This window comes from Rodentibacter caecimuris (assembly GCF_001019715.1).
Classification (GTDB): domain Bacteria; phylum Pseudomonadota; class Gammaproteobacteria; order Enterobacterales; family Pasteurellaceae; genus Rodentibacter; species Rodentibacter caecimuris.
The window spans coordinates 179,082-201,589 of record NZ_BBXJ01000001.1 but is presented as its reverse complement, the minus strand read 5'-3'; the positions used below and the strand labels follow the sequence as shown (position 1 = coordinate 201,589).

Below are 22,508 nucleotides of genomic sequence, written 5' to 3'. Positions count from 1 at the left end.
ACTCAATGTAAAGAAGTTTAGGGGGGATAATTGACCTTATGGACCTGTGCTTACGTTATCCTTTAACAATAAAACATAGCCCTTATCTACACTTTTAAGAGGAAATTCAATGAAATTAGAAAAAATCTTGCTAGTTGCGTCACTTTTCACTTTTTCAAGCACAAGTATTAACGCATTAACTCATACTAATTCGGCAGATAGCTTGTATAAACAAGCGAAAATTGCTGATGAACAAAAAGATTACAAAAATGCTTTTGATTTATTTAAATCCTTGGCAGAGCTTGGGGATGCTAGGGGACAAAATGGTCTAGGAGTGATGTATTACCAGGGACATGGCGTAAAACAGGATTATCAGCAAGCACTCAAGTGGTATCAAAAAGCAGTAGAACAAGGCGATGCAAAGGCTCAAAATAATTTAGGTGTGATGTATTTCTACGGACAGGTTGTGGAGCAGGATTATCACCAAGCTGTGAAATGGTATCGGAAATCAGCAGAACAAGGATATGAAAGAGCCCAGACTAATTTAGGTATGATGTATGCCAATGGGTTAGGTGTAAAACAGGATTATCATCAAGCAGTGATACTGTATCAAAAGGCGGTAGAAAAAGGACTTGCAGAGGCTCAATCGAATTTAGCATGGATGTATTATTACGGACTCGGTGTGAGGCAGGATTATGATCAAGCGATGAATTGGTACCAAAAAGCAGCAGAGCAAGGGTTTGCAGAAGCTCAAAATAATTTAGCATGGATGTATGAAAACGGACAAAGTGTAAAACAGGATTATCACCAAGCCGTGAAATGGTATAAAAAAGCAGCAGAGCAAGGAGATGTTGATGGGCAATATAATCTTGCTGGGATGTATGCCAATGGATATGGTGTGAAACAGGATTACCACCAAGCAGTGAAGTGGTATAAAAAAGCGGCAGAGCAAGGTGCACAGGATGCGCAATATAATTTGGGAGTGATTTATGAAAACGGATATGGTGTTCGTCAAAATAAATCTCAAGCAAAAGAGTGGTTTGGCAAAGCTTGTGATAATGCTCTGCAGAACGCTTGTGATGAATACCGTAGGCTAAATACAACTCCCTAATATTGAAGGGGGCGACAAATAAAAGTCAACTTTATGCAATGGTTAGATAATGTTGATTTTTTTCATTGAATGATGGGTGAAATATGCGCCTAACTCCGTGATATCCTTTCCATCGGGAAGGGTTAGATTAGGTGCGATCTCCATCAAGGGTAGCACGACAAATTCCCGATTATGCATATCATAGTGAGGCACTGTGAGACGTTCGTTTTGAATAATTTCATTACCATAAAGTAGAATATCCAAATCCAATGTTCGTTCACCCCAGCGGCGCAAACGCACCCTCCCTTGTTCATTTTCGATTTGTTGTAATTCATCTAATAATGATAATGGGGGAAGGGCGGTTTCTATTTTTGCCACTGCATTGACATAATCCGGCTGATCTTGTGGGCCGAGCGGTTTGCTTTGATAAAACGAACTTACCGCAATGAAACGGGTTTGCGGCAAGTTTTCTATCGCTTTTAACGCGCTATTAAGTTGTTTAGAGGGGGTATTTAAATTGCTACCTAGAGCAATATATACGGTTATCATATTATTCTATCGGTCTGGGTTTATGGCGTTTACGGGAACGAAAGTATTTTTTCTTCGGTTTTGGGTGTAAAGATTGTTGTTCTTTTACAAGTTGATTACGCTGATCATGATTACTGAATTGATACTCGTGCCACCACTTAGCAAGCTCAATGGTATCTCCGCCTTCAATTTCTGCGCGCATTGCTAATAGATCAAAAGCGGCGCGAAATTTAGGATGTTCCATCACGCGTGTAGGTGCAGAACCGGTGCGTTTAAGCAATTGTAACTGCAAAAACCAAATATCACGAATCACTGTGGTATGACGGCGCGGTGCAGCTAAGGTTTGACAAAATAAATCCAATATTTCATTGCCGGCAAGGGCATAGGCATCATGGTTATTTAATCCGCCTTCATTTTTTAATATTTCCACTTTTTCACGTAATGGATACCAGAAAAATGCAGCAAATAAAAATGCCGGATTAATACGCAATTTATCAGCGACACGTTCATCCGTTGAGTTGAGCGCAGTAACCATCATGCGTTCGGCAAAACTGTCTTCTTTTTCCGTAAAAAAAGGCAGGAGGCTGGGAAATAGTTGTTCAAACAAGCCGTATTGGCGGAGTAAACGGTAGGTTTTTACGCCATGACCGGTTTGTAATAATTTTAAACTTTCATCAAATAAACGTGCCGGCGGAATATTTTTTAGCAAATAAGCCAATTCTTGAATAGGTTGTTCGCTTGGTTTTTCAAGAAACATATCCAATTTTGCCATAAAACGGATGGCACGTAGCATTCGTACGGGATCTTCTTGATAACGGGTTATCGGCTCGCCAATTAAGCGTAATTTACCTGCCTTTAAATCCTCAATCCCGTTAAAATAATCGCGTAATGTATTATCTTGAGGATTGTAATAAAGGGCATTTATCGTGAAATCACGGCGCTCCGCATCTTGTTCAATGGTGCCGTATACGTTATCACGCAGGAGCATTCCCTCATGGCTTTGTTTTGCTTGGCGTTCATTACGTGCGTCGTTGTGATTGGCACGAAAAGTCGCCACTTCAATAATATCGCGACCAAACATAATATGCGCGAGACGAAAACGGCGACCGACCAATCGACATTGGCGTTGGAAAATATTTTGGATTTGTTCCGGACGGGCATTGGTGGCGACATCAAAATCTTTTGGATGCTTACCCAATAACATATCTCGAATAGAACCGCCAACAATATAGGCTTCAAATCCTTGGCGTTGTAATTTTTCAACCACCGAGAGTGCATTACGGCTAAACATACGTGGATGAATACCAAAGTTTGTCGCCTTAATCACACTTTTATCATAACGATGAGACTGATTGGCTGTTTTTTTATTTACATATTGCCCAGTAGGTTGCTCAACTCGTCTAGAATGAGCTTTTGCTTGGTGTGCATTTTGCGGTAGCACTTTTTTCTTTTTGCCAAACAAATTTTTAATATAAGTAAGAATAATAGACTCCGTTTTTAAAACGCGAAAAGTGCGGTCAAAACAACCGCACTTTTTTTAAATGAATGGTAAATTAACCCGCAACTTGCTTCTCGCGAATTTCTGCAAGGGTTTTACAGTCAATACACAAATCTGCTGTCGGACGGGCTTCTAAACGGCGAATCCCAATTTCTTCACCGCAAGAATCACAGTAGCCGAAATCATCGGTATCCAATTTTTTCAATGTGGCTTCAATTTTTTTCATTAATTTACGTTCGCGATCACGATTACGCAATTCTAGGCTGAATTCCTCTTCTTGAGTCGCGCGATCCGCAGGATCCGGAAAGTTAGCCGCTTCATCTTGCATATGAGCAACCGTACGTGATGCCTCTTCCACGATTTGTTCGTGCCAAGCCGTTAAGATTTTTTTAAAGTGAAGAAGTTGATTTTCATTCATATATTCTTCATCTTTTTTTGGTTGATATGGTTTTACGCCTGCCAGCTCTAATAAGCTTAACGTTGCTTTTGACATATCTCACTCCTAATACAAACAGAATTTAAGCGTGAACTTCACGACTTCCTGTCATTATCATTAATAATTTGCTCTCAATTTTTATTGAGAAACCCACCTTTTTGAGGGCGATATAAATATCAGATGTTGCCCCTTTTAGCAAACAAAATTTCCTCACTAAAATTTTATTTTGCGATCAAGATCTCAAAATTTAGGAGAAAAGATTGTTTGCTAATTTAAAAATACATAGTGTGCGCACATTTCATTCATTACTCTTATTCCCAATGCCTTTAAATTTGTTTACCTTGGCAATAAGTCTGATTTGTGCTTCGTTATCGTTAATATTCCTACCCGATTTTATGCTGATCGGTTGGAAACCGACGTTACTATGTCATTTAATTTTCACTCTGACCGCCTTTTTCTTCTATTGGTTCAAAAAAATATGGCTGTTTCATTGTTGCATCACATTGAATGTTGTTATTTTGGCATTCGGTTATACACATTCTGCTGCGTTGAATTTATTACAACAAGCCAATGAAATCTTGCCTGAAAAACAAAATTTACTTTTACAAATTGAAAGGGTGTTACATCAGCAGGAATACCAAACGGTGATTGCCCGTACGATACTAAATAACAAGGAACAACGAATTTTTCTTAATTGGAAAGCGCAAGCAAAGCCTTTTTTAGGCGAAAAATGGCAAGGCGAAGTTTCTGTCAAACCACTTTCTGCAAGATTAAATTTTGGAGGATTTGATCGCCAACAATGGTATTTTTCTCAAGGTGTGACGGCGACGGGGCATTTAAAAAGTGCGGTCAAAATCGACAGCAATCTTTCATGGCGTGAAAAAAAATTATGGCAGGCATTAAAACAAACTGAAACGCTTTCTTTACAAGGTTTACTGATCGCCTTAGCTTTTGGGGAACGGGCATGGTTGGATCAAACGACATGGCAAATTTATCAACAGACGAATACGGGACATTTAATTGCGATTTCCGGTTTACATATCGGATTAGCTATGGGAATAGGGTTGTTATTGGTCAGATTGGCACAGTTTTTCCTGCCGACAAAGTATATTCACCCTGTTTTCCCGCTGTGGTTAGGGGCTTTGTTTGCCTTATTTTATGCTTATCTGGCTGGCTTTAATGTCCCCACTTTTCGGGCAATTTCCGCTTTGTTTTTAGTTTTAATAATACAATCACAACGCCGTTATTATTCGGCTTTCCGGCTTTTTATCTTAATTATCGCCTTTCTTCTACTGTGTGATCCTCTTATGCCTCTTTCAACGAGTTTTTGGCTTTCGATAGGGGCGGTATTTTGTCTCATTATTTGGTATCGTTACCTACCTCTTTCTTTGTTTCAATGGCGGTTTAACCCTTTTTTACCTAAAGTGCGGTGGATTTTGGGCTTATTTCATTTGCAGTTCGGTTTATTGCTGTTATTTACGCCGTTACAACTTATTTTATTTAATGGAATATCACTGAGCGGTTTTTTCGCCAATTTGCTGGCCGTCCCCTTATATAGTTTTTTTCTTATCCCTGTGATCTTATTTGCCGTGCTAAGCAATGGGGCGCTGTATTCTTGGCAATTGGCAAATAGTTTGGCAGAGGGTATTACGCAACTTATTGCCTTTTTTCAGGGAAACTGGCTGAGTGTCTCATTGAATTTATCACTCATTTTAACCGCCTTTTTCAGCCTGTTTTTTCTTCTGATTATTGTTGGAATCTACCGTGAAAAAAGCCTTTTGCAAAAGGCTTGGAAAATAAAATCAGCGAAATATTTTACATTAGAGACTAATAGAGCATTGCCGACAATTTACAAAAAACAAGCCGTTTGGGGTTCTGTCGGTATTGCCGTTTCATCTTTATTGTTTGTTACGATTCGACAATATCAGAAACCGATTTGGCAGTTGGATACCTTAGATGTGGGGCAAGGTCTGGCAACTTTAATTGTAAAAAATAGTCGGGCGATTTTGTACGATACCGGTTCGGCGTGGCAAGGCGGTTCAATGGCCGAATTGGAAATTTTGCCTTATTTACGGCGAGAAGGAATAACTTTGGATAAACTTATTTTAAGCCACGACGATAACGATCATTCCGGTGGGGCAAAGGTCATTTTAAGAAACTATCCAAATGCAGAATTCATCACTTCGTCTGAAAAAAGCTATGGTGAAATTCATCGGGATTTTTGTATTGCCGGAAAAGAATGGGAATGGCAGGGGATTCATTTTCGTATTCTTTCACCGCAGAAAGTCGTTATACGGGCGGATAATCCGAATTCTTGTGTCATTTTATTAGAAGATGGCAAATATCGTGTCTTGCTTACCGGCGATGCAGAGACGAAAAACGAGCACATTTTTGCCCGCACTTTAGGCAAAATCAATGTGTTACAAGTCGGACATCATGGTAGCAAAACTTCTACAGGCGAGATTTTGGTTTCACACACCAAACCGGATTTTGCGATTATTTCAAGCGGGCGTTGGAATCCTTGGAAATTTCCCCATCCAACCGTTATTGAACGTCTTAAACGACATCAAAGTGCGGTCGAAAATACGGCTGTTTCGGGGCAAATTCGTGTTAGTTTTTATGATAACGGATGGAAAATCTCACGCCAAAAAAATGCTTTTTCGCCTTGGTATGCCCGTCCGATTGGATTCTTACCCGAATAAAAGGTACAATGCGGCGAATTTTTTTGAAGATAATTAATTAATATGCAAGATAAAGATCTTTCCACAGTACAAACGTTTAAGCGTTTGTGGCCAATGATTAAGCCCTTTAAATCCGGGCTGGTAGTTGCGGCAGTCGCCCTTGTGCTAAATGCTTTGGCGGATTCCGGCTTAATTTATTTGTTGAAACCCTTGCTTGACGATGGATTTGGTAAAACCGATCATGCTTTTTTAAAAACGATGGCGTTTGTTGTTGTCGGCATGATTTTTCTACGCGGACTGAGTAGCTTTATTTCCAACTATTGCTTGGCATGGGTTTCCGGCAAGGTTGTGATGACAATGCGTCGCCGCTTATTTAAACATTTAATGTTTATGCCGGTCAGCTTTTTTGATCGTAATCCCTCCGGAAAATTGCTTTCCCGTATTACTTACGATTCCGAAATGATCGCCAATTCCTCTTCTAATTCCCTTGTTACCATTGTGCGTGAAGGGGCTTATATCATTTCCTTACTTGTTGTGATGTTTTATACCAGTTGGGAATTAACGTTGGTGCTTTTCATTATCGGGCCGATTATTGCCCTATTGATTCGTATGGTGTCAAAAATCTTCCGCAAACTCAGTAAAAATCTACAAGATTCAATGGGCGAATTGACATCTACCACCGAACAAATGTTGAAAGGACATAAAGTCGTTTTATCTTTTGGCGGTCAAAATGTGGAAGAAGAGCGTTTTAATCACGTGAGTAATGATATGCGTCGCAAGGGCATGAAAATGGTCACTGCCGATGCGATTTCTGATCCTGTGGTACAAATTATCGCCTCTCTTGCGTTAGCCGCCGTGCTTTATTTAGCCACGACGCCATTAATTGCCGATGATAATCTAAGTGCGGGTTCTTTTACTGTGGTTTTTTCATCTATGTTAGCGATGATGCGCCCGCTTAAATCCTTAACCAATGTAAATTCCCAATTTCAACGTGGAATGGCGGCTTGCCAAACGTTGTTTGCAATTTTGGATTTAGAGGCGGAAAAAGATAACGGTACTTATAAAGCGGAACCGGCAAAAGGCGAATTAGAGTTTAAAAATGTGAGTTTTGCTTATCAGGATAAAGCCGAGCTTGCCTTAAATCATATTTCATTCAAGATTCCTGCCGGAAAAACCGTTGCTTTGGTGGGGCGTTCCGGTTCGGGGAAATCTACTATCGCCAATCTTGTTACCCGTTTTTATGATGTTGAACAAGGCGAGATTTTGCTTGATGGTGTGAATATTCAAGATTATCGCCTATCAAATTTACGTGAAAATTGTGCGGTCGTTTCACAGCAAGTACATCTATTTAATGATACGGTTGCAAATAACATCGCTTATGCGGCAAGTGATAAATATTCACGTGAGGAAATTATCGCTGCGGCAAAAGCAGCTTATGCGTTAGAGTTTATCGAAAAATTACCAAATGGGTTTGATACCATGATTGGGGAAAACGGCGCAAGCCTTTCTGGCGGGCAGCGTCAGCGTTTGGCGATAGCCCGTGCCTTACTTCGTAATTCACCGGTGTTAATTTTAGACGAGGCGACTTCCGCCCTTGATACGGAATCCGAACGAGCGATTCAATCGGCACTTGATGAATTGAAAAAAGATCGGACGGTATTAGTGATTGCGCACCGTTTATCTACGATTGAAAATGCGGATGAAATTCTTGTGGTCGAACATGGGGAAATTCGCGAACGGGGTAGTCATCATGAACTACTTGCTTTGGACGGGGCGTACAAACAGCTGCATAGTATGCAGTTTAGCGGTTAGCTTTGAATGTTAAGGGCTAGAGTAATTTTTGCCGATAACGCAGGTCAAAAATAAAAGCCCAAAGACGCTAAAACGCGGGTTAAAAAACTCGCGTTATTTTATCCGCACTTTTGAGAGGAACATTTATGCCATTTTGGTATTCTCACTCCAAACTTGCTTGGCTTCTTCTACCATTTTCGCTGTTATTTTGGTTAATTAGTCAAACTCGCCGAATGTTGTTTTCTTTAGGTTTCATTGCTGTTTATCGTGCCGCGAAGCCCGTTGTGATTGTCGGAAATCTGTCCGTTGGCGGCAATGGCAAAACGCCGGTTGTAGTGTGGTTGGCAGAAGAGATGAAAAAACGCGGATGGCGTGTCGGTGTGATTTCTCGTGGTTATGGTAGCCACGCTAAAACGTATCCGTTGTTGGTGACAGCAGATACGCCTCCTTTTGAAGGAGGAGACGAACCGGTTCTTATTGCTAAACGTACCGGTGTACCTGTTGTTATTTCGCCAAATCGCCGGCAAGCGATTGAATTACTCTTGAACCAAGCTGATTGCGACATCATTATTTCAGACGATGGGTTACAACATTATAAGTTACAACGGGATGTTGAAATTGTGGTAATGGACGCCGAACGGGGGCTTGGCAATGGGTTTGTATTGCCTGCCGGGCCGTTGCGGGAATTACCCGCCCGATTAAAAAACGTAGATCTGATTATCACTAACGGGGGGAAAAATCAGTATTCCGATGTGGTGATGAGCTTACTTCCTCGCTATGCCATTAATTTAAAAACCAATGAAAAACGCTTGTTAAATGAATTTTCCTCCGGAGCTGCCATTGCGGGAATTGGGCATCCGCAACGATTTTTTACAATGTTGGAAAAATTAGGAATCAAATTACTACAAACTCAAGGTTTTCAGGATCATCAACATTTTGAAGTCGCACAGTTAGAAAAATTCTCACAAAACCAACCGCTCTTTATGACGGAAAAAGATGCGGTAAAATGCCGAGAGTTTGCAAAAGAAAATTGGTGGTATGTGCCGGTAGAGGCGGAAATATCAGAGCTTGAAAAACAAGGCGAAAATTTACCGCACTTTTGGAAGAAAATTGACAAATTGGTGGAACAATACAAAAATGCCTGAGCGAATCAACCCAAAATTGCTTGACGTAATCGCTTGCCCTCGTTGCTTAGCCCGCTTGCAATATGATGCCGAAAATCAACGATTCATTTGTCGCTATGAACATTTAGCTTATCCTATTGAAAACGGCGTGCCGATATTGCTTGCAGAAAAAGCGGAAAAGCTTGCTGATTAACCTTTTCGGCTATGAACTCTTTAGGATTATTAAGATAACAAGGAATATTTTATGTCATTTACTGTCATTATCCCTGCTCGTTTTTCTTCATCCCGCTTACCGGGGAAACCTCTCGCAGAAATTGTCGGAAAACCGATGATTCAACACGTATTTGAAAAAGCCCGACAATCAGGGGCAAGTCGCGTGATTATTGCGACCGATAACGAAAATGTGGAGAAAATTGCACAAGGTTTTGGGGCGGAAGTTTGTATGACATCGGAACATCACAATTCAGGCACAGAGCGTTTAGCCGAGGTGGTGGAAAAACTTGCTATTCCTGATGATGAAATTATTGTGAATATCCAAGGCGATGAACCGCTTATTCCGCCGGTGATTGTTCGCCAAGTGGCGGAAAATTTAGCAAAATTTAACGTGAATATGGCAACCCTTGCAGTGAAAATTCACGAAGCGGAAGAACTGTTTAATCCAAATGTGGTTAAACTGGTGGCGGATAAATCAGGCTATGTGCTGTATTTTTCCCGCTCGGTCATACCTTATGACCGCGACCGATTTATGGGCTTGCAAGATGTCGCGAAGGTAGCATTGACGGATGTATATTTGCGTCATATCGGTATTTATGCTTACCGTGCCGGTTTTATCAAGAAATATGTGCAGTGGGAACCTACCGTGTTGGAAAATTTAGAAAAATTGGAACAGCTACGGGTGCTATGGAATGCGGAGAGAATTCATGTGGAACTGGCGAAGGAAGTGCCTGCTGTGGGCGTAGATACGATGGAAGATTTAGAAAAAGTGCGGTCGATTTTAGCGGCGAATTAAGATGTTTGATGCAAAAAAATTCCTGACCAATGTTTCTCATGAACCCGGCGTTTATCGTATGTATGACGATAAAGATCAGGTTATTTATGTGGGGAAAGCGAAGGATTTAAAAAAGCGTCTATCGAGTTATTTTAGATCCAATCTCAGTAGTAAGAAAACGGAAGCGTTGGTCGCCGCTATTCATCATATTGACACCACGATCACTTCTTCTGAAACGGAAGCGCTGTTATTAGAGCATAATTACATCAAACAGTATCAGCCCCGTTATAATGTGTTGCTGCGTGATGATAAATCCTATCCTTTTATTTTATTGACGAAAGAGCGTCATCCGCGTATTACCGCTTATCGCGGTGCAAAAAAAATTGCCGGTGAATATTTTGGCCCTTATCCCCACGCCGGGGCGGTACGGGAAACCTTATCTTTGATCCAAAAATTATTCCCGGTGCGTCAGTGCGAAAATTCTGTCTATGCCAATCGTTCCCGCCCTTGCTTGCAATATCAAATTGAGCGTTGTTCTGCGCCTTGTGTAGCCGGCTATGTAACCGACGAAGAGTATTCTCAACAAGTGGAATTGGCCCGTTTATTTTTACAAGGCAAAGATCAACAAGTGCTGGATTATTTGATCGGCAAAATGGATCAAGCAAGCCAAAGTTTGGATTTTGAACAAGCGGCACGTTATCGCGATCAAATCCAAGCGGTGCGATCGGTCATCGAAAAACAGTTTGTCTCTAATGAGCGATTGGACGATATGGATATTATGTCGATCGCTTATCAACATGGTTTAGCCTGTGTGCAAGTAATGTTTATCCGCCAAGGAAAAGTATTGGGCAATCGCAGTTATTTCCCGAAAGTACCGGCAAATACGGATCTTTCCGAGTTGACGGAAACTTTTGTTGGGCAATTTTATTTACAGGGACATCAGGGCAGAACTATTCCCAATAGTATTATTGTGGATCGAAAACTCGCTGAAAAAACAGAATTGGAAACACTCCTTACCGAGCAAGCCGGTAGAAAAGTTACGATCCAAGAAAGCGTGAAAGGGGATAAAGGAAAATATTTACAGTTGGCACAAGTGAATGCGAAAGTGGCGCTTGCCAGCCAACTCAAGCAATCCTCACGAATGTCCGAGCGTTATCAAGCCTTATGCGAGTTACTTAACGTGTCGGAAATTAAGCGAATGGAATGTTTTGATATTAGTCATACGATGGGAAATCAAACGGTGGCATCTTGTGTGGTGTTCAATCAAGAAGGCCCGCTAAAATCCGATTATCGGCGATTTAACATTGAGGGCATTACCGGTGGTGATGACTATGCGGCAATGGAACAAGCGCTCAAAAAACGCTATGATCGAGATTTAGAAGAGGAGAAAATCCCTGATGTAATCTTTATTGATGGCGGAAAAGGGCAACTTAATCGGGCGTTAGCTGTATTTCAGCAGTTGAATGTAAAATGGGATAAAAATCGGCCGCACTTAATTGGTGTGGCAAAAGGCGTCGATCGCCGAGCAGGGCAAGAGGTACTGATTATCAGCAAACAAAATCGAGAAATTCATTTACCCGATGATAGTTTAGCGCTGCATTTAATCCAGCATATTCGTGATGAAAGCCATAATCACGCCATTAGCGGACACCGCAAAAAACGCCAAAATGCCTTTACCCACAGCGGTTTGGAAAGTCTTGAGGGAGTTGGGGCGAAACGCCGTCAAGCCCTATTGAAATACCTTGGTGGTTTGCAAGGCGTGAAAAATGCCACCGTCGATGAGATCGCTTCCGTGCCGGGAATTTCAAGAAAATTGGCGGAAACGATCTATGAAACCTTGAGGAATTGATGAAATACTCATTGCTTTTCTTCATAAAGTGATTATGATCCGCTTTTTGAATTTTTATAGGAACAAATTATGTTTGAATGGCTTAGTGATCCCGAGGCTTGGCTTTCTCTTGCGACATTAACCGCACTTGAAATTGTGTTAGGGATCGATAATATTATTTTTATTAGTATTTTAGTAGGACGTTTACCGGCACATCAACGTCAGTCCGGTCGGGTTATCGGTTTATCTTTAGCGATGATCACCCGAATTTTACTTTTGATGTCGCTTGCTTGGATGATGAAATTAACCGAACCGCTGTTTACTTTGTTCAATCAAGAGATTTCAGGGCGGGATTTAATTTTATTCTTGGGCGGCTTGTTCTTGGTTATAAAAAGTATCGGTGAAATTAAAGAAGCACTTCATCCTGAAGATCATCATAAAAATGAAAATGAAAAGAAAGTCAGTTATTTTGGTGTATTGATTCAAATAGCCATATTAGATATTGTGTTTTCCCTTGATTCGGTGATTACTGCCGTCGGTATGGCGGAGCATTTACCGGTGATGATTTTAGCGATCATCTTTGCTGTCGGTGTGATGTTATTTGCCGCAAAACCAATCGGTGATTTTGTGGACACTCACCCAACGTTAAAAATTCTTGCTTTGGCATTTTTAATTTTAGTGGGAATCAGCCTCATTGCAGAAAGCCTTGATATACATATCTCAAAAGGCTATATTTATTTCGCAATGGGTTTTTCCCTAGTAGTAGAAGTGTTGAATATTCGAATGAGAAAATTAATAAAATAGTCAGAAAAGTGCGGTCAGAAATGAGCGCATTTTTTATATAAATTAATATTTTCGTTCTATTCAATTTTCTTATTTATTTTTCTGAAGAATCCAACCATAATACTAGGACATTTTCTAAAGGGACTTACTATGAATATCCAGAACATAATTAAACAACATCATCTTGAATTACTTTTCCAACAAGGTTTATTCGGTATTGAAAAAGAAAGCCAGCGTGTTTACGCAGACGGTTCTATTGTCACCACCGAACATCCGAAAGCCTTTGGTAATCGTAGTTTTCATCCTTATATTCAAACGGATTTTGCTGAAAGCCAACTGGAGCTGGTTACGCCGCCAAGTAAAACATTAGAAAATGCATTACGTTGGCTTTCTGCTATTCATGAAGTGACATTGCGTACGCTTCCCGAAAATGAATATATTTTCCCATTCAGTATGCCGGCAGGGTTGCCACCGGAAAAGCAAATTAAGGTTGCGCAATTGGATAATCCGGAAGATGTGGCATATCGTGAACATTTAGTGAAAAACTACGGCAAATATAAACAAATGGTCAGTGGTATTCACTATAATTTCCAATTGGATCCGGCATTTGTTCAAGCACTTTTTGAAGCTCAAACGAAACAAACAAGTGCGGTGGATTTTCAGAATGATTTATATCTGAAAATTGCGAAAAATTTCCTTCGCTATCAATGGATTCTGCTTTATTTGTTCTCTGCTACGCCAACCGTTGATGAAAATTATTTCCGTGACGGAACACCGCTTCAACCCAATCAATATGTGCGTAGCTTGCGTTCGAGCCCTTTCGGTTATGTGAATGAACCTGAAATCAAAGTTTCTTTTAATAGTTTACAGTCCTACGTTGACAGCCTTGAGCATTGGGTAAATAGCGGCAAGTTGATTGCAGAAAAAGAATTCTATTCTAATGTGCGTTTGCGTGGTGCGGCAAAAGCCCGTGACTTACTCAAAACGGGTATCCAATATCTTGAGTTCCGACTCTTTGATCTCAATCCTTTTGCACCGTATGGCATTACATTGGAAGATGCGAAATTCATCCATTATTTCATTTTATTGATGGCATGGTTGGATCATACGGCTGATCAAGGTGACATCGAATTAGGCAAAACCCGTCTTGCCGAAGTGTCTTGGGAAGATCCTTTATCACCAACGGCTTACGCTGTCGAAGGGGAGTTAGTATTACTTCAAATGCTGAATATGCTTGAAGCACTTCAAGCCGGTGATGAAATTAAAGCTATCGCAAAAGAAAAATTTGCACAATTTGCGAATCCGCGTGACACGCTCTGTGCCAACGTTGTCGTCGCTATTGATCAATTCGGGGGCTATCAGAAATTAGGGGCGGATATTGCGAAAGGCAATAAGAAAAATGTGTTCGAACGTTTCTATGCCTTATCTGGTTTTGACAATATGGAACTTTCGACACAGGCATTAATGTTTGATGCAATTCAAAAAGGGCTGAAGCTCGAGATTTTAGACGAGCGTGATCAATTCCTCAGTTTGCAATACGGTGATCATCTTGAATATGTGAAAAATGGCAATATGACTTCACATGATCGCTATATTTCGCCATTAATTATGGAAAATAAAGTGGTTACCAAAAAAGTGTTGGCAAAAGCCGGTTTTAATGTGCCGCAAAGTGTTGAATTTACGGATGTGAAAAGTGCGGTTGAAAGTTTCCCACTTTTTGAGAACCGTGCAGTGGTGATTAAACCGAAATCTACGAATTTTGGTCTGGGAATTACGATTTTCCAACAAGGTGTACAAAACCGCGATGATTTTGCCAAAGCGGTAGAAATTGCTTTCCGTGAAGATAACGAAATTATGATAGAAGATTATTTAGTCGGTACCGAATATCGTTTCTTTGTACTGGGCGGGCAAACCTTGGCGGTATTATTACGAGTACCGGCGAATGTCGTCGGTGATGGCGAACATACTGTGAAAGAATTGGTCGAAATGAAAAACGATCATCCTTTACGTGGCGACGGCAGCCGTACCCCATTGAAAAAAATTGCTTTGGGTGATATTGAGAAACTTCAATTAAAAGAGCAAGGATGGACGGTCGATTCTATTCCGCCAAGGGATCTTATTGTGCAGTTACGGGCTAATTCAAATATTAGTACCGGCGGCGATTCTATCGATATGACGGAACAAATGCATGAAAGTTATAAACAACTTGCGGTTGGGATTGCCAAAGCGATGGGCGCTGCCGTTTGCGGTGTGGATTTGATTATTCCTGATCTAACCAAACCGGCGGAAAATAATTTGCAATCATGGGGTGTGATTGAAGCAAACTTCAATCCGATGATGATGATGCATATTTTCCCTTATGCCGGCAAATCCCGTCGTGTCACTTTGAATGTGCTGGAAATGTTATTTCCGGAACTGAAAGTGCGTTAAACGTTGTTAAAAAGTGCGGTTAATTTTGACCGCACTTTCCAATAATTGATTAAAATAATCTCCAACTAAATAAAAATTAACCATAAGCAATCTTAATGACAACATTCACTCTCGAACCCCAAGACAATACACGTCTTCAATCACTTTGCGGTGCATTTGACGATCATCTTAAGTTGATTGAAACAGAATTTAATCTCAATATTTCTCGAAATAACTTCACGTTTACCATCAAATCAAATGAAGAAAGCCCTAAACCTCACCACGAAAAACTTGTACAAAGTGCGGCTAAATTAATTCAAGATTTATATCTGGAAACCGCACCTATTAAAGGTAAAGTTACAGAATTAGATTTAGAAGACGTACATATTGCATTACAAGAAAGCCGAATGCTTTCTCAGGCGGATCTCAATCGTACAGAAAGCAAGGTTTACAGCACCACAATTAAAACTAAACGAGGGATGATTAAGCCGCGCGGTGAAAATCAAATTCAATATTTACATAATATTTTAACCCACGATATTAGTTTCGGTATCGGGCCGGCAGGTACGGGGAAAACCTTTTTAGCGGTTGCGGCTGCGGTAGAAGCCTTGGAAAGACAAGAAATCCGCCGTGTGTTATTAACCCGCCCGGCGGTAGAGGCGGGTGAAAAATTAGGCTTTTTACCGGGCGATTTAGGGCAAAAAATAGAGCCTTATTTACGGCCGCTTTATGATGCCCTGTTTGAAATGTTAGGGTTTGAACGTGTGCAAAAATTGATGGAGCGTAATGTGATTGAAATCGCCCCTTTAGCCTATATGCGTGGGCGAACACTCAATGACAGTTTCATTATTTTAGATGAAAGTCAAAATACGACCGTTGAGCAGATGAAAATGTTCCTTACCCGTATCGGCTTTAATTCTAAGGCGGTGATTACCGGCGATATTACTCAAATCGATTTACCTCGTAGCACGAAATCAGGCTTGCGTCATGCTATTGAGGTATTGGAAAACGTCCCTGAGTTGAGTTTCAATTATTTTGATAGTAAAGACATCGTGCGTCATCCGGTCGTGGCAAAAGTAGTACAAGCCTATGAGGCATGGGAAATAAAAGATGAAGCCCGCCGCAAAGCGTTAGCCGAACAACGTAAAGTAGAGCGGGAAAAAGAGCGGTCGGTTTTCACAGAGAATTTAGCAGGATAGTATGGGAAATATATTAATTGATTTACAGATCGCCACTGAAAATACACAAGGTTTACCAACGGAAAGTCAAATTACACAATGGGCAACAGCGGCGGTGCAACCGGAAAGTGATAATGTGGAAATGACGGTGCGTATTGTGGATGAGGCGGAAAGTCACGAACTCAATCTCACTTATCGTGGGAAAGATCGCCCGACAAACGTACTTTCTTTTCCCTTTGATTGTCCCGATGAAGTTGAGCTTCCTTTATTGGGCGATTTGGTTATTTGTTGCCAAGTGGTGGAGAGTGAAGCCATAGAACAAGAAAAACCACTTATGGCACATTGGGCACATATGGTGGTGCACGGCAGTTTGCATTTATTGGGCTATGATCATATTGAAGATGAAGAAGCCGAAGAAATGGAAAGCCTAGAAACACAGATTATGCAAAATTTAGGTTTTGCCGATCCTTATTTATTGGAAAAAGAATAGCAACGGTAGTTTTACTTTTTAGTAGAAATCCCGTTGCCGGTAATTTGGAGTAACAATGTATAAAGCCGTATTCAGTGATTTTGATGGAACGCTACTAACCTCAGATCATAAAATTTCCCCAAGAACCTTAGCTGTCATTCAGCGTATTACCCGAAATGGTATTCCTTTTGTACCTATTTCAGCCCGTTCACCTCTTGGTATTTTGCCTTATGCCAAGCAAATTGAACATTACAATGTCATTGTGGCATTTAGCGGTGCGTTGATTTTAGATCGCCAGTTTAATGCTCTCTATTCCGTCAATATTTCAACGGAAGATATTCAAAAAATTAACCGTGTTTTGTCAGAGTATCCTACATTAGGGGTGAATTACTACACACATAATGATTGTGTGGCTCGTGATGTAAATAATAAATGGGTTGCTTTTGAGAAGAGTGTAACAAAAATTCAAATTGATCCTTACGATGAAAATACGCGCTATTCACCGCATAAAATTCAAATTATCGGTGAAGAGGATGAAATCGTTGACGTTGAAAATCGTTTAAAAACCGAGTTTCCATATTTGAGTATTTGTCGTTCCCACCCAAATTTCTTGGAAGTTATGGAAAAATCAGCGACAAAAGGCAATGCCGTACGCTTTTTAGAAAGTTATTTCAACGTGAAGGAAGAAGAGGCTATTGCCTTTGGCGATAACTTTAATGATCTTGATATGCTGGAAAATGTCGGTTTAGGCGTGGCAATGGGCAATGCCCCTGAAGAGATCAAACAGGTCGCCAAGCGTGTCACTGCAACAAATAATGAAGATGGATTAGCTTTGATTCTGGAGGAAATTTTCCCTGAATAAAAATAGATAAAAAAATGACCGCATTTGCGGCCATTTCAAGTTATAAAACTATTTTAGTTTCTCACCGTTGAATTCTCCGGTTAAACTTTCCAAGAATGAGGAGATATCATCAATATCTTGCTGTTTTGGTTGCTGAACATTGCTTTGATATTTTAGCATAACCCGAACGGCTTCCTTAAGATCAGCTGCCGAAGCATCATGGAAATAAGGGGCGGTTAGAGCAACATTGCGTAGTGTTGGTACTTTAAAACGATGCATATCGTAAGGGTCTTTTGTTTGGGCAAAACGACCTTCATCAGCTTCTGTTAAAGGCGTACCGCGATCTTTAAAGTAATCGCCATAAAGTCCCATATATTCATAGGATTGTCCGCCTAGGGAAACACCGGTATGGCAGGTATCGCATTTATGTTGTTTAAACAACTCATAACCACGAAGTTGTTGTGCATTTAATGCAGTTTGTTCACCTTTTAGATAACGATCGAAATCACTATTTGGGGTGATCAAAGTTTTTTCATACTCTCCGATAGCGTGAGTCAGCGTTTCTTTTGTGATTTGCGGGTATTCTTTTAAAAAGCTTTTCTTGAAATCTTCATCCGTTTCAAATCGTGCGACGATTTCATCCCAAGAATTCGATCCCATCTCAAGAGGATTTGTTGGAGGGCCTTTCGCTTGATCGGCTAAATCCGCTGCACGACCATCCCAGAATTGAACAAAGTTGAAGGCGGCATTAAACACTGTTGGTGCATTAATCGGGCCTTTTTTTCCGTCAATACCGGTTGAGGTGGCAAGACGATCGACACCACCTTTATCCAATTGGTGACACGTGTGGCATTGAATACTTCCATCGCCCGATAAACGTCCGTCAAAGAAAATACTATGACCGAGAGCAACTTTTGCGGCATCTGTCGGGATACTATCCGGAATTGGCTGGACGAGACGATTTACATCAGCATTAGGCGTTCCTTGCGGTAATAACATTTGGCGTTTTTCACGAATCCAATTGAGTAAAAATGCTTTTTCTTGATCATCAGGTTTAGAGCCCCAGTGCAAATGGGTGAATTCAGGTAATGGCATTTCATTATTTTCAATCACGCGCTGCAATTTTGCTAAATCTGCTTGTGATAATTTGCTTGGATCTTTTGCACCTTCAAGTAAACGATCCATACGGAATGCGCGAAGCCCCAGTTCAATATCACTTTGCATTTTATTGCTTATAACAGGTAGTGCTGAATAGAACGGGAGATCGGCATTTGGGCTATGGCAATATTGACATCCATTGTTGAGCAGGGTTTCTGCGACTTTTTGTTGGTCGCCGGAATAGTGATTTTCCACTAATAATTTTGTGGCTTGCCCTTTATCAAATTGATGAAGATAACCCACCACACCTAAATAACCAATAACACTTAAGGCACCAGCGCCAAGTACCCACTTTTTCATATAATCCTCCGGTAGAGATAAATAAATTCCACTAATTATCACTGATAAAAAGGTGACGTTTTTTGATAAAAATCAAAAAATTTGATTTGCCAAAACTATAAATTTGATTGTTTGAAATAAAGATATATCTATTTTATAGGGAGCAAACGAAAAAACTAACCGCACCTTTTGTTATGCAAAAAGTGCGGTTAGTTTTTTTAATGTTTTTTAGTTTTTAAAATTACTGCCTAAGTAAGGGCGAATTTTATTTAACATTTCTTTTAGTACTCGAGGTGGAGCCGCAACAATATTCCCGCTACGTAAATAGCTATTGCCCGCTTCAAAATCACAAACCAAACCACCGGCTTCACGTACAATTAAATCACCTGCGGCACAATCCCATGCTTTTATGCCCATTTCAAAATAGCCGTCAACGCGGTTTGATGCGACATAGCATAAATCTAAGGCAGCAGATCCGGTGCGACGGAAATCCGCAGCATCTTCAATGAGTGCATTCATCATTGCAAACTGGGTTGGCATAAGTTTTGGTTGTTTGAATGGAAAACCGGTAGCAACAATCGCGCCTTGAAGTTCGCGTTTTGCATCAACACGTAAGCGTACGTCATTTAATTTTGCACCTTCACCGCGTACCGCAGTAAATAATTCGTTGCGGATAGGATCGTAAACCACGCCTACTTCCGTACGATTTTTTACACGGATAGCGATAGATACGGCAAAGTGTGGTAAGCCGTTCATGAAATTGCGAGTGCCATCTAGTGGATCGACAATCCATTGAACATCGCTGTCCTTCCCTTCAATAGCACCGCTCTCTTCAGTGATAACGGTGTGTTCGGGATAAGATTTACGGATAATTTCGATAATTTCTGCTTCCGCAGCTTTATCTATGTTTGTAACGTAGTCATTGATACCTTTTTGTAACGTTTCGATATCATCACGGCGTTCATAATTTTTAGCAATGACATTGCCCGCTCTTCGTGCCGCGCGAATAGCGATATTCAACATTGGATTCATAATTTCACCAGATTTTAAAGAACCAAAAATTTGCGTGCCATTATAGCGGCATTTGTAAAAATAACCAGCTGAAAATCATAAAATGGCACTTTTTTCTTATCCTTTTCATAATCTTGCGATCATGATCGAAAAAGTGATTCAGCGTTGTTGTGTCGATGAGAAAATACCTTAAAGTGCGGTGAAAATGAGGAAAATTTTTATGCACAAAGGTTTAACATTAGTGGAATTATTAATTGGTTTGGCAATTATCAGTATTGCATTAAGTTTCAGCCTCCCGCTCTGGCAAACCGATAATCCCAAGACAATTTTAGCAAAAGAGCAGCATCGCCTTTATTTATTTTTGCGACAGATTCAGGGGCGGGCGGAAAATTCTTCTGAAATTTGGTTTATTTTGGCAAATCGTCATCCTACGACAAAGCAATGGTGTATGACGGCTCAGGTCAAAAATGACAAACGCTGCGATTGTTTTGCTCCGACAAGCTGTCCAAAAGAGGTTTATGCGCATTTTTACTATCCATATTTCGATCAGAAAACGATGATTATTAGCCCCAAAATTTATCCTACGGAAATGGCTCGTTTTAATGGCATACGCAATACGATAGATTCCAACTGTTTTTTATTACAAGCAGGTGATGAGAGCACATTATTTTCCTTTTTTAATGTGGGGAGTTTAAAGTTGAAACCTAATCAGTCCGCCAGTGCGTGTACGAGATGAAACCATGAAAAAAGGGCAAACATTACTCGCATTAATGATTGCATTGGCAATTTCATCCGCACTTTTATTGGTCGTTTCACAGTTTTATACTGATATACAAATTCAGAATCGACAGCTTTTATTGAAATTAAAATTGCAGGCAGAATTACAACGAACGGTTCAGCTTATAGGAAAAGATCTTCGTCGTGCAGGGTTTCGGGCATTAAATAATAAGTTGATTGAAACCAATATCGGTTTGTTTGAGCTGGATGAAAAAGGCGCAGCGTTACTTATTTCACAAGCAAATAATGCACCCCAAAATAGCTGTGTCTTGTTCTTTTATGATCTCAACGCAAACGGATGTGTTGGCGAAAAATATACTAAAAATACCTGTTTGAATAGGCATCAAAATGTGGCAAAGGGTGTCGAAAAAGAACTTTTCGGTTATAAATTGAATAACAAAATGGTTGAAACGAAACAAACTTACAAAAGCGCAATCAATGCCAAGTGTCAATCAAACGAATGCCAAAAAGCACTTCAACAAACAGCCTGTAATGCCGGGGGCGGTTGGACTGATTTACTTGATGAAAATGAATACGAAATCACTCATTTGCAATTTAATTTTATTGCAGAAAGAAAAGGCATTGAAATTCAGCTTGCCGGTAATTTAAAAGGGAATTCTACAATTCAGTATGAAACATCAATGGTTGTGGCATTGTGGAATCAGTAATGAAACAACAGGGAAGAAAGGGCGTTGTTACGCTCGCCATTTTGATTTTTCTTGCCGGTTTGTTGGCGGTGATATTACTTTTTGACGATAGCACTTTGAGTTTTTTTCGTGCGCAGCAAATGCAGCGTAAAAACTATGTAGAACAAACCTTAACGTTACAAAAAATGACGTTATTGGATCAGCAGAATGCCTGTTCAACACTTCCTTTGGATAATTCGGATCTTGTTCGGCAAGTTTTTATAAATATTGAGGGGGCAGAAGATTCGATTCAGTATTCTCTATGGTGTCGGCGTGCCGCCATATTTAAGAAGTCGCCGACAAAAGGGGATAATCAAGGTTTGTTGGCAAGCTTGATTCATTTAGAAAATCTTGATGAATTTCGACCGCTCTTTTCAATGCCTGCTAACCCATTAGTATCGAATAAAATGCCGCAACTATATTGGTTTAATGGGAAACAAACGGAATGGGAAGTAAATGGCACAGTACAAGGCATTTTAGTAGCAGAAGGGGATTTAATATTACGGGGTAAAGGGCGGGTGAGCGGAGCGGTGATTACAGGCGGGCGGCTAACATTAGAAGGCGTTAGTCTTGCCTATGGTAAAAAGATCATCGAACCTTTGGTGCAACAATACAGTAAATGGCAATTAGCGGAGAAAAGTTGGAGTGATTTTAAAGCCTCAAATGAATAAAGGGATGTCGCTGACTTCCGTGATGTTTACGATTATGCTGTTTAGTATATTGTTTCTGGTATTTAATCGCTGGACGGCAAATCAGCGTAAAAGTGCGGCAGAAATTTATCATGATTTTCAAGCGTTGCAGATCGCCGAAAATCAAGCACAACGACAATTTTTAGGTTTACCTTGTGAACAACAAGTGAAACAAAATAATCTACAATTTCAAATACAATGCTCGGGTAACCAAGTAGTTGTTCGCTCTTCTCAAGGTGAATTTTCCCTGAAAAATGAGTAAAAAACAGGTAGAATGACACTCCG

The 22,508-nt window shown here is 40.4% G+C and carries 21 protein-coding genes; 16 read left to right on the top strand and 5 right to left on the bottom strand.

Going from position 1 to position 22,508, the window contains the following annotated elements:
• The first annotated feature begins 109 nt into the window (after positions 1-109).
• The gene (locus PNEUHYL_RS00955; RefSeq protein WP_059365399.1) at positions 110-1,090 is read left to right on the top strand and encodes an SEL1-like repeat protein; all 981 of its coding nucleotides are present in this window, start codon (positions 110-112) and stop codon (positions 1,088-1,090) included.
• Between the two features lie 42 nt (positions 1,091-1,132).
• On the opposite strand, the gene folK is transcribed toward PNEUHYL_RS00955, so the two are convergent.
• From folK to dksA, 3 genes are all read right to left on the bottom strand, one after another.
• Entirely contained in the window at positions 1,133-1,618 is a 486-nt protein-coding gene (gene folK / locus PNEUHYL_RS00950; protein ID WP_059365398.1) for a 2-amino-4-hydroxy-6-hydroxymethyldihydropteridine diphosphokinase, read from the bottom strand.
• A 1-nt stretch (position 1,619) separates the two neighbouring features.
• Positions 1,620-3,059: a polynucleotide adenylyltransferase PcnB gene (pcnB, locus tag PNEUHYL_RS00945; RefSeq protein ID WP_059365397.1), complete on the bottom strand. Its 1,440-nt coding sequence runs from the start codon at positions 3,057-3,059 to the stop codon at positions 1,620-1,622.
• A gap of 91 nt (positions 3,060-3,150) precedes the next feature.
• Positions 3,151-3,588 (bottom strand): RNA polymerase-binding protein DksA, encoded by a 438-nt coding sequence (dksA, locus tag PNEUHYL_RS00940; RefSeq protein ID WP_059365396.1) that lies wholly within the window; start codon positions 3,586-3,588, stop codon positions 3,151-3,153.
• 263 nt (positions 3,589-3,851) lie between these two features.
• Here dksA and PNEUHYL_RS00935 point away from each other — a divergent pair, with 263 nt between their 5' ends.
• The 11 genes from PNEUHYL_RS00935 (at position 3,852) to PNEUHYL_RS00885 (ending at position 17,644) form a co-directional block, all read left to right on the top strand.
• Positions 3,852-6,233, top strand: coding sequence for a DNA internalization-related competence protein ComEC/Rec2 (locus PNEUHYL_RS00935; RefSeq protein ID WP_059368790.1), 2,382 nt, complete (start codon positions 3,852-3,854; stop codon positions 6,231-6,233).
• Positions 6,234-6,275: 42 nt separating this feature from the next.
• Positions 6,276-8,024: a lipid A ABC transporter ATP-binding protein/permease MsbA gene (gene msbA / locus PNEUHYL_RS00930; RefSeq protein WP_059365395.1), complete on the top strand. Its 1,749-nt coding sequence runs from the start codon at positions 6,276-6,278 to the stop codon at positions 8,022-8,024.
• A gap of 125 nt (positions 8,025-8,149) precedes the next feature.
• Entirely contained in the window at positions 8,150-9,148 is a 999-nt protein-coding gene (lpxK, locus tag PNEUHYL_RS00925; RefSeq protein WP_059365394.1) for a tetraacyldisaccharide 4'-kinase, read from the top strand.
• On the top strand, positions 9,141-9,320 hold the full coding sequence (locus tag PNEUHYL_RS00920) for a Trm112 family protein (RefSeq protein WP_059365393.1): 180 nt from the start codon (positions 9,141-9,143) through the stop codon (positions 9,318-9,320). The genes lpxK and PNEUHYL_RS00920 overlap by 8 nt, the downstream gene beginning before the upstream one ends.
• Before the next feature lie 51 nt (positions 9,321-9,371).
• Entirely contained in the window at positions 9,372-10,136 is a 765-nt protein-coding gene (gene kdsB / locus PNEUHYL_RS00915) for a 3-deoxy-manno-octulosonate cytidylyltransferase (RefSeq protein WP_059365392.1), read from the top strand.
• A gap of 1 nt (position 10,137) precedes the next feature.
• Positions 10,138-11,964: an excinuclease ABC subunit UvrC gene (gene uvrC / locus PNEUHYL_RS00910; RefSeq protein WP_059365391.1), complete on the top strand. Its 1,827-nt coding sequence runs from the start codon at positions 10,138-10,140 to the stop codon at positions 11,962-11,964.
• A 69-nt stretch (positions 11,965-12,033) separates the two neighbouring features.
• The gene (locus PNEUHYL_RS00905) at positions 12,034-12,747 is read left to right on the top strand and encodes a TerC family protein (protein WP_059365390.1); all 714 of its coding nucleotides are present in this window, start codon (positions 12,034-12,036) and stop codon (positions 12,745-12,747) included.
• Between the two features lie 129 nt (positions 12,748-12,876).
• Entirely contained in the window at positions 12,877-15,156 is a 2,280-nt protein-coding gene (gene gshAB, locus PNEUHYL_RS00900; protein WP_059365389.1) for a bifunctional glutamate--cysteine ligase GshA/glutathione synthetase GshB, read from the top strand.
• Positions 15,157-15,251: 95 nt separating this feature from the next.
• Positions 15,252-16,334, top strand: a complete 1,083-nt coding sequence (locus PNEUHYL_RS00895) for a PhoH family protein (protein ID WP_059365388.1) — start codon at positions 15,252-15,254, stop codon at positions 16,332-16,334.
• 1 nt (position 16,335) lies between these two features.
• On the top strand, positions 16,336-16,803 hold the full coding sequence (ybeY, locus tag PNEUHYL_RS00890) for an rRNA maturation RNase YbeY (protein WP_059365387.1): 468 nt from the start codon (positions 16,336-16,338) through the stop codon (positions 16,801-16,803).
• Positions 16,804-16,858: 55 nt separating this feature from the next.
• On the top strand, positions 16,859-17,644 hold the full coding sequence (locus PNEUHYL_RS00885) for a Cof-type HAD-IIB family hydrolase (protein ID WP_059365386.1): 786 nt from the start codon (positions 16,859-16,861) through the stop codon (positions 17,642-17,644).
• A gap of 48 nt (positions 17,645-17,692) precedes the next feature.
• On the opposite strand, the gene PNEUHYL_RS00880 is transcribed toward PNEUHYL_RS00885, so the two are convergent.
• Positions 17,693-19,081 (bottom strand): cytochrome-c peroxidase, encoded by a 1,389-nt coding sequence (locus tag PNEUHYL_RS00880; RefSeq protein WP_059365385.1) that lies wholly within the window; start codon positions 19,079-19,081, stop codon positions 17,693-17,695.
• 207 nt (positions 19,082-19,288) lie between these two features.
• Complete coding sequence (suhB, locus tag PNEUHYL_RS00875) at positions 19,289-20,092, bottom strand: inositol-1-monophosphatase (protein WP_059365384.1); 804 nt, start codon at positions 20,090-20,092, stop codon at positions 19,289-19,291.
• A 199-nt stretch (positions 20,093-20,291) separates the two neighbouring features.
• Here suhB and PNEUHYL_RS00870 point away from each other — a divergent pair, with 199 nt between their 5' ends.
• The 4 genes from PNEUHYL_RS00870 to PNEUHYL_RS00855 are packed head-to-tail and all read left to right on the top strand — an operon-like array spanning position 20,292 to position 22,485.
• Positions 20,292-20,807: a type II secretion system protein gene (locus tag PNEUHYL_RS00870; RefSeq protein WP_059365383.1), complete on the top strand. Its 516-nt coding sequence runs from the start codon at positions 20,292-20,294 to the stop codon at positions 20,805-20,807.
• Positions 20,808-20,811: 4 nt separating this feature from the next.
• Complete coding sequence (locus tag PNEUHYL_RS00865; RefSeq protein ID WP_059365382.1) at positions 20,812-21,516, top strand: PulJ/GspJ family protein; 705 nt, start codon at positions 20,812-20,814, stop codon at positions 21,514-21,516.
• On the top strand, positions 21,516-22,205 hold the full coding sequence (locus PNEUHYL_RS00860; protein WP_059365381.1) for a DUF2572 family protein: 690 nt from the start codon (positions 21,516-21,518) through the stop codon (positions 22,203-22,205). Before PNEUHYL_RS00865 ends, PNEUHYL_RS00860 begins: the two co-directional genes overlap by 1 nt.
• A complete protein-coding gene (locus PNEUHYL_RS00855) occupies positions 22,198-22,485 on the top strand; it encodes a DUF5374 domain-containing protein (RefSeq protein WP_059365380.1) in 288 nt (95 codons plus the stop codon). Before PNEUHYL_RS00860 ends, PNEUHYL_RS00855 begins: the two co-directional genes overlap by 8 nt.
• Positions 22,486-22,508 lie beyond the last annotated feature (23 nt).

Bases quoted from the DNA above. Each gene is read 5' to 3' on its own strand.
- PNEUHYL_RS00955 (WP_059365399.1), top strand. From the start codon at position 110: ATGAAATTAGAAAAAATCTTGCTAGTTGCGTCACTTTTCACTTTTTCA.
- folK (WP_059365398.1), bottom strand. From the start codon at position 1,618: ATGATAACCGTATATATTGCTCTAGGTAGCAATTTAAATACCCCCTCT.
- dksA (WP_059365396.1), bottom strand. From the start codon at position 3,588: ATGTCAAAAGCAACGTTAAGCTTATTAGAGCTGGCAGGCGTAAAACCA.
- PNEUHYL_RS00935 (WP_059368790.1), top strand. From the start codon at position 3,852: ATGCCTTTAAATTTGTTTACCTTGGCAATAAGTCTGATTTGTGCTTCG.
- msbA (WP_059365395.1), top strand. From the start codon at position 6,276: ATGCAAGATAAAGATCTTTCCACAGTACAAACGTTTAAGCGTTTGTGG.
- lpxK (WP_059365394.1), top strand. From the start codon at position 8,150: ATGCCATTTTGGTATTCTCACTCCAAACTTGCTTGGCTTCTTCTACCA.
- PNEUHYL_RS00920 (WP_059365393.1), top strand. From the start codon at position 9,141: ATGCCTGAGCGAATCAACCCAAAATTGCTTGACGTAATCGCTTGCCCT.
- kdsB (WP_059365392.1), top strand. From the start codon at position 9,372: ATGTCATTTACTGTCATTATCCCTGCTCGTTTTTCTTCATCCCGCTTA.
- uvrC (WP_059365391.1), top strand. From the start codon at position 10,138: ATGTTTGATGCAAAAAAATTCCTGACCAATGTTTCTCATGAACCCGGC.
- PNEUHYL_RS00905 (WP_059365390.1), top strand. From the start codon at position 12,034: ATGTTTGAATGGCTTAGTGATCCCGAGGCTTGGCTTTCTCTTGCGACA.
- gshAB (WP_059365389.1), top strand. From the start codon at position 12,877: ATGAATATCCAGAACATAATTAAACAACATCATCTTGAATTACTTTTC.
- PNEUHYL_RS00895 (WP_059365388.1), top strand. From the start codon at position 15,252: ATGACAACATTCACTCTCGAACCCCAAGACAATACACGTCTTCAATCA.
- ybeY (WP_059365387.1), top strand. From the start codon at position 16,336: ATGGGAAATATATTAATTGATTTACAGATCGCCACTGAAAATACACAA.
- PNEUHYL_RS00885 (WP_059365386.1), top strand. From the start codon at position 16,859: ATGTATAAAGCCGTATTCAGTGATTTTGATGGAACGCTACTAACCTCA.
- PNEUHYL_RS00880 (WP_059365385.1), bottom strand. From the start codon at position 19,081: ATGAAAAAGTGGGTACTTGGCGCTGGTGCCTTAAGTGTTATTGGTTAT.
- suhB (WP_059365384.1), bottom strand. From the start codon at position 20,092: ATGAATCCAATGTTGAATATCGCTATTCGCGCGGCACGAAGAGCGGGC.
- PNEUHYL_RS00870 (WP_059365383.1), top strand. From the start codon at position 20,292: ATGCACAAAGGTTTAACATTAGTGGAATTATTAATTGGTTTGGCAATT.
- PNEUHYL_RS00865 (WP_059365382.1), top strand. From the start codon at position 20,812: ATGAAAAAAGGGCAAACATTACTCGCATTAATGATTGCATTGGCAATT.
- PNEUHYL_RS00860 (WP_059365381.1), top strand. From the start codon at position 21,516: ATGAAACAACAGGGAAGAAAGGGCGTTGTTACGCTCGCCATTTTGATT.
- PNEUHYL_RS00855 (WP_059365380.1), top strand. From the start codon at position 22,198: ATGAATAAAGGGATGTCGCTGACTTCCGTGATGTTTACGATTATGCTG.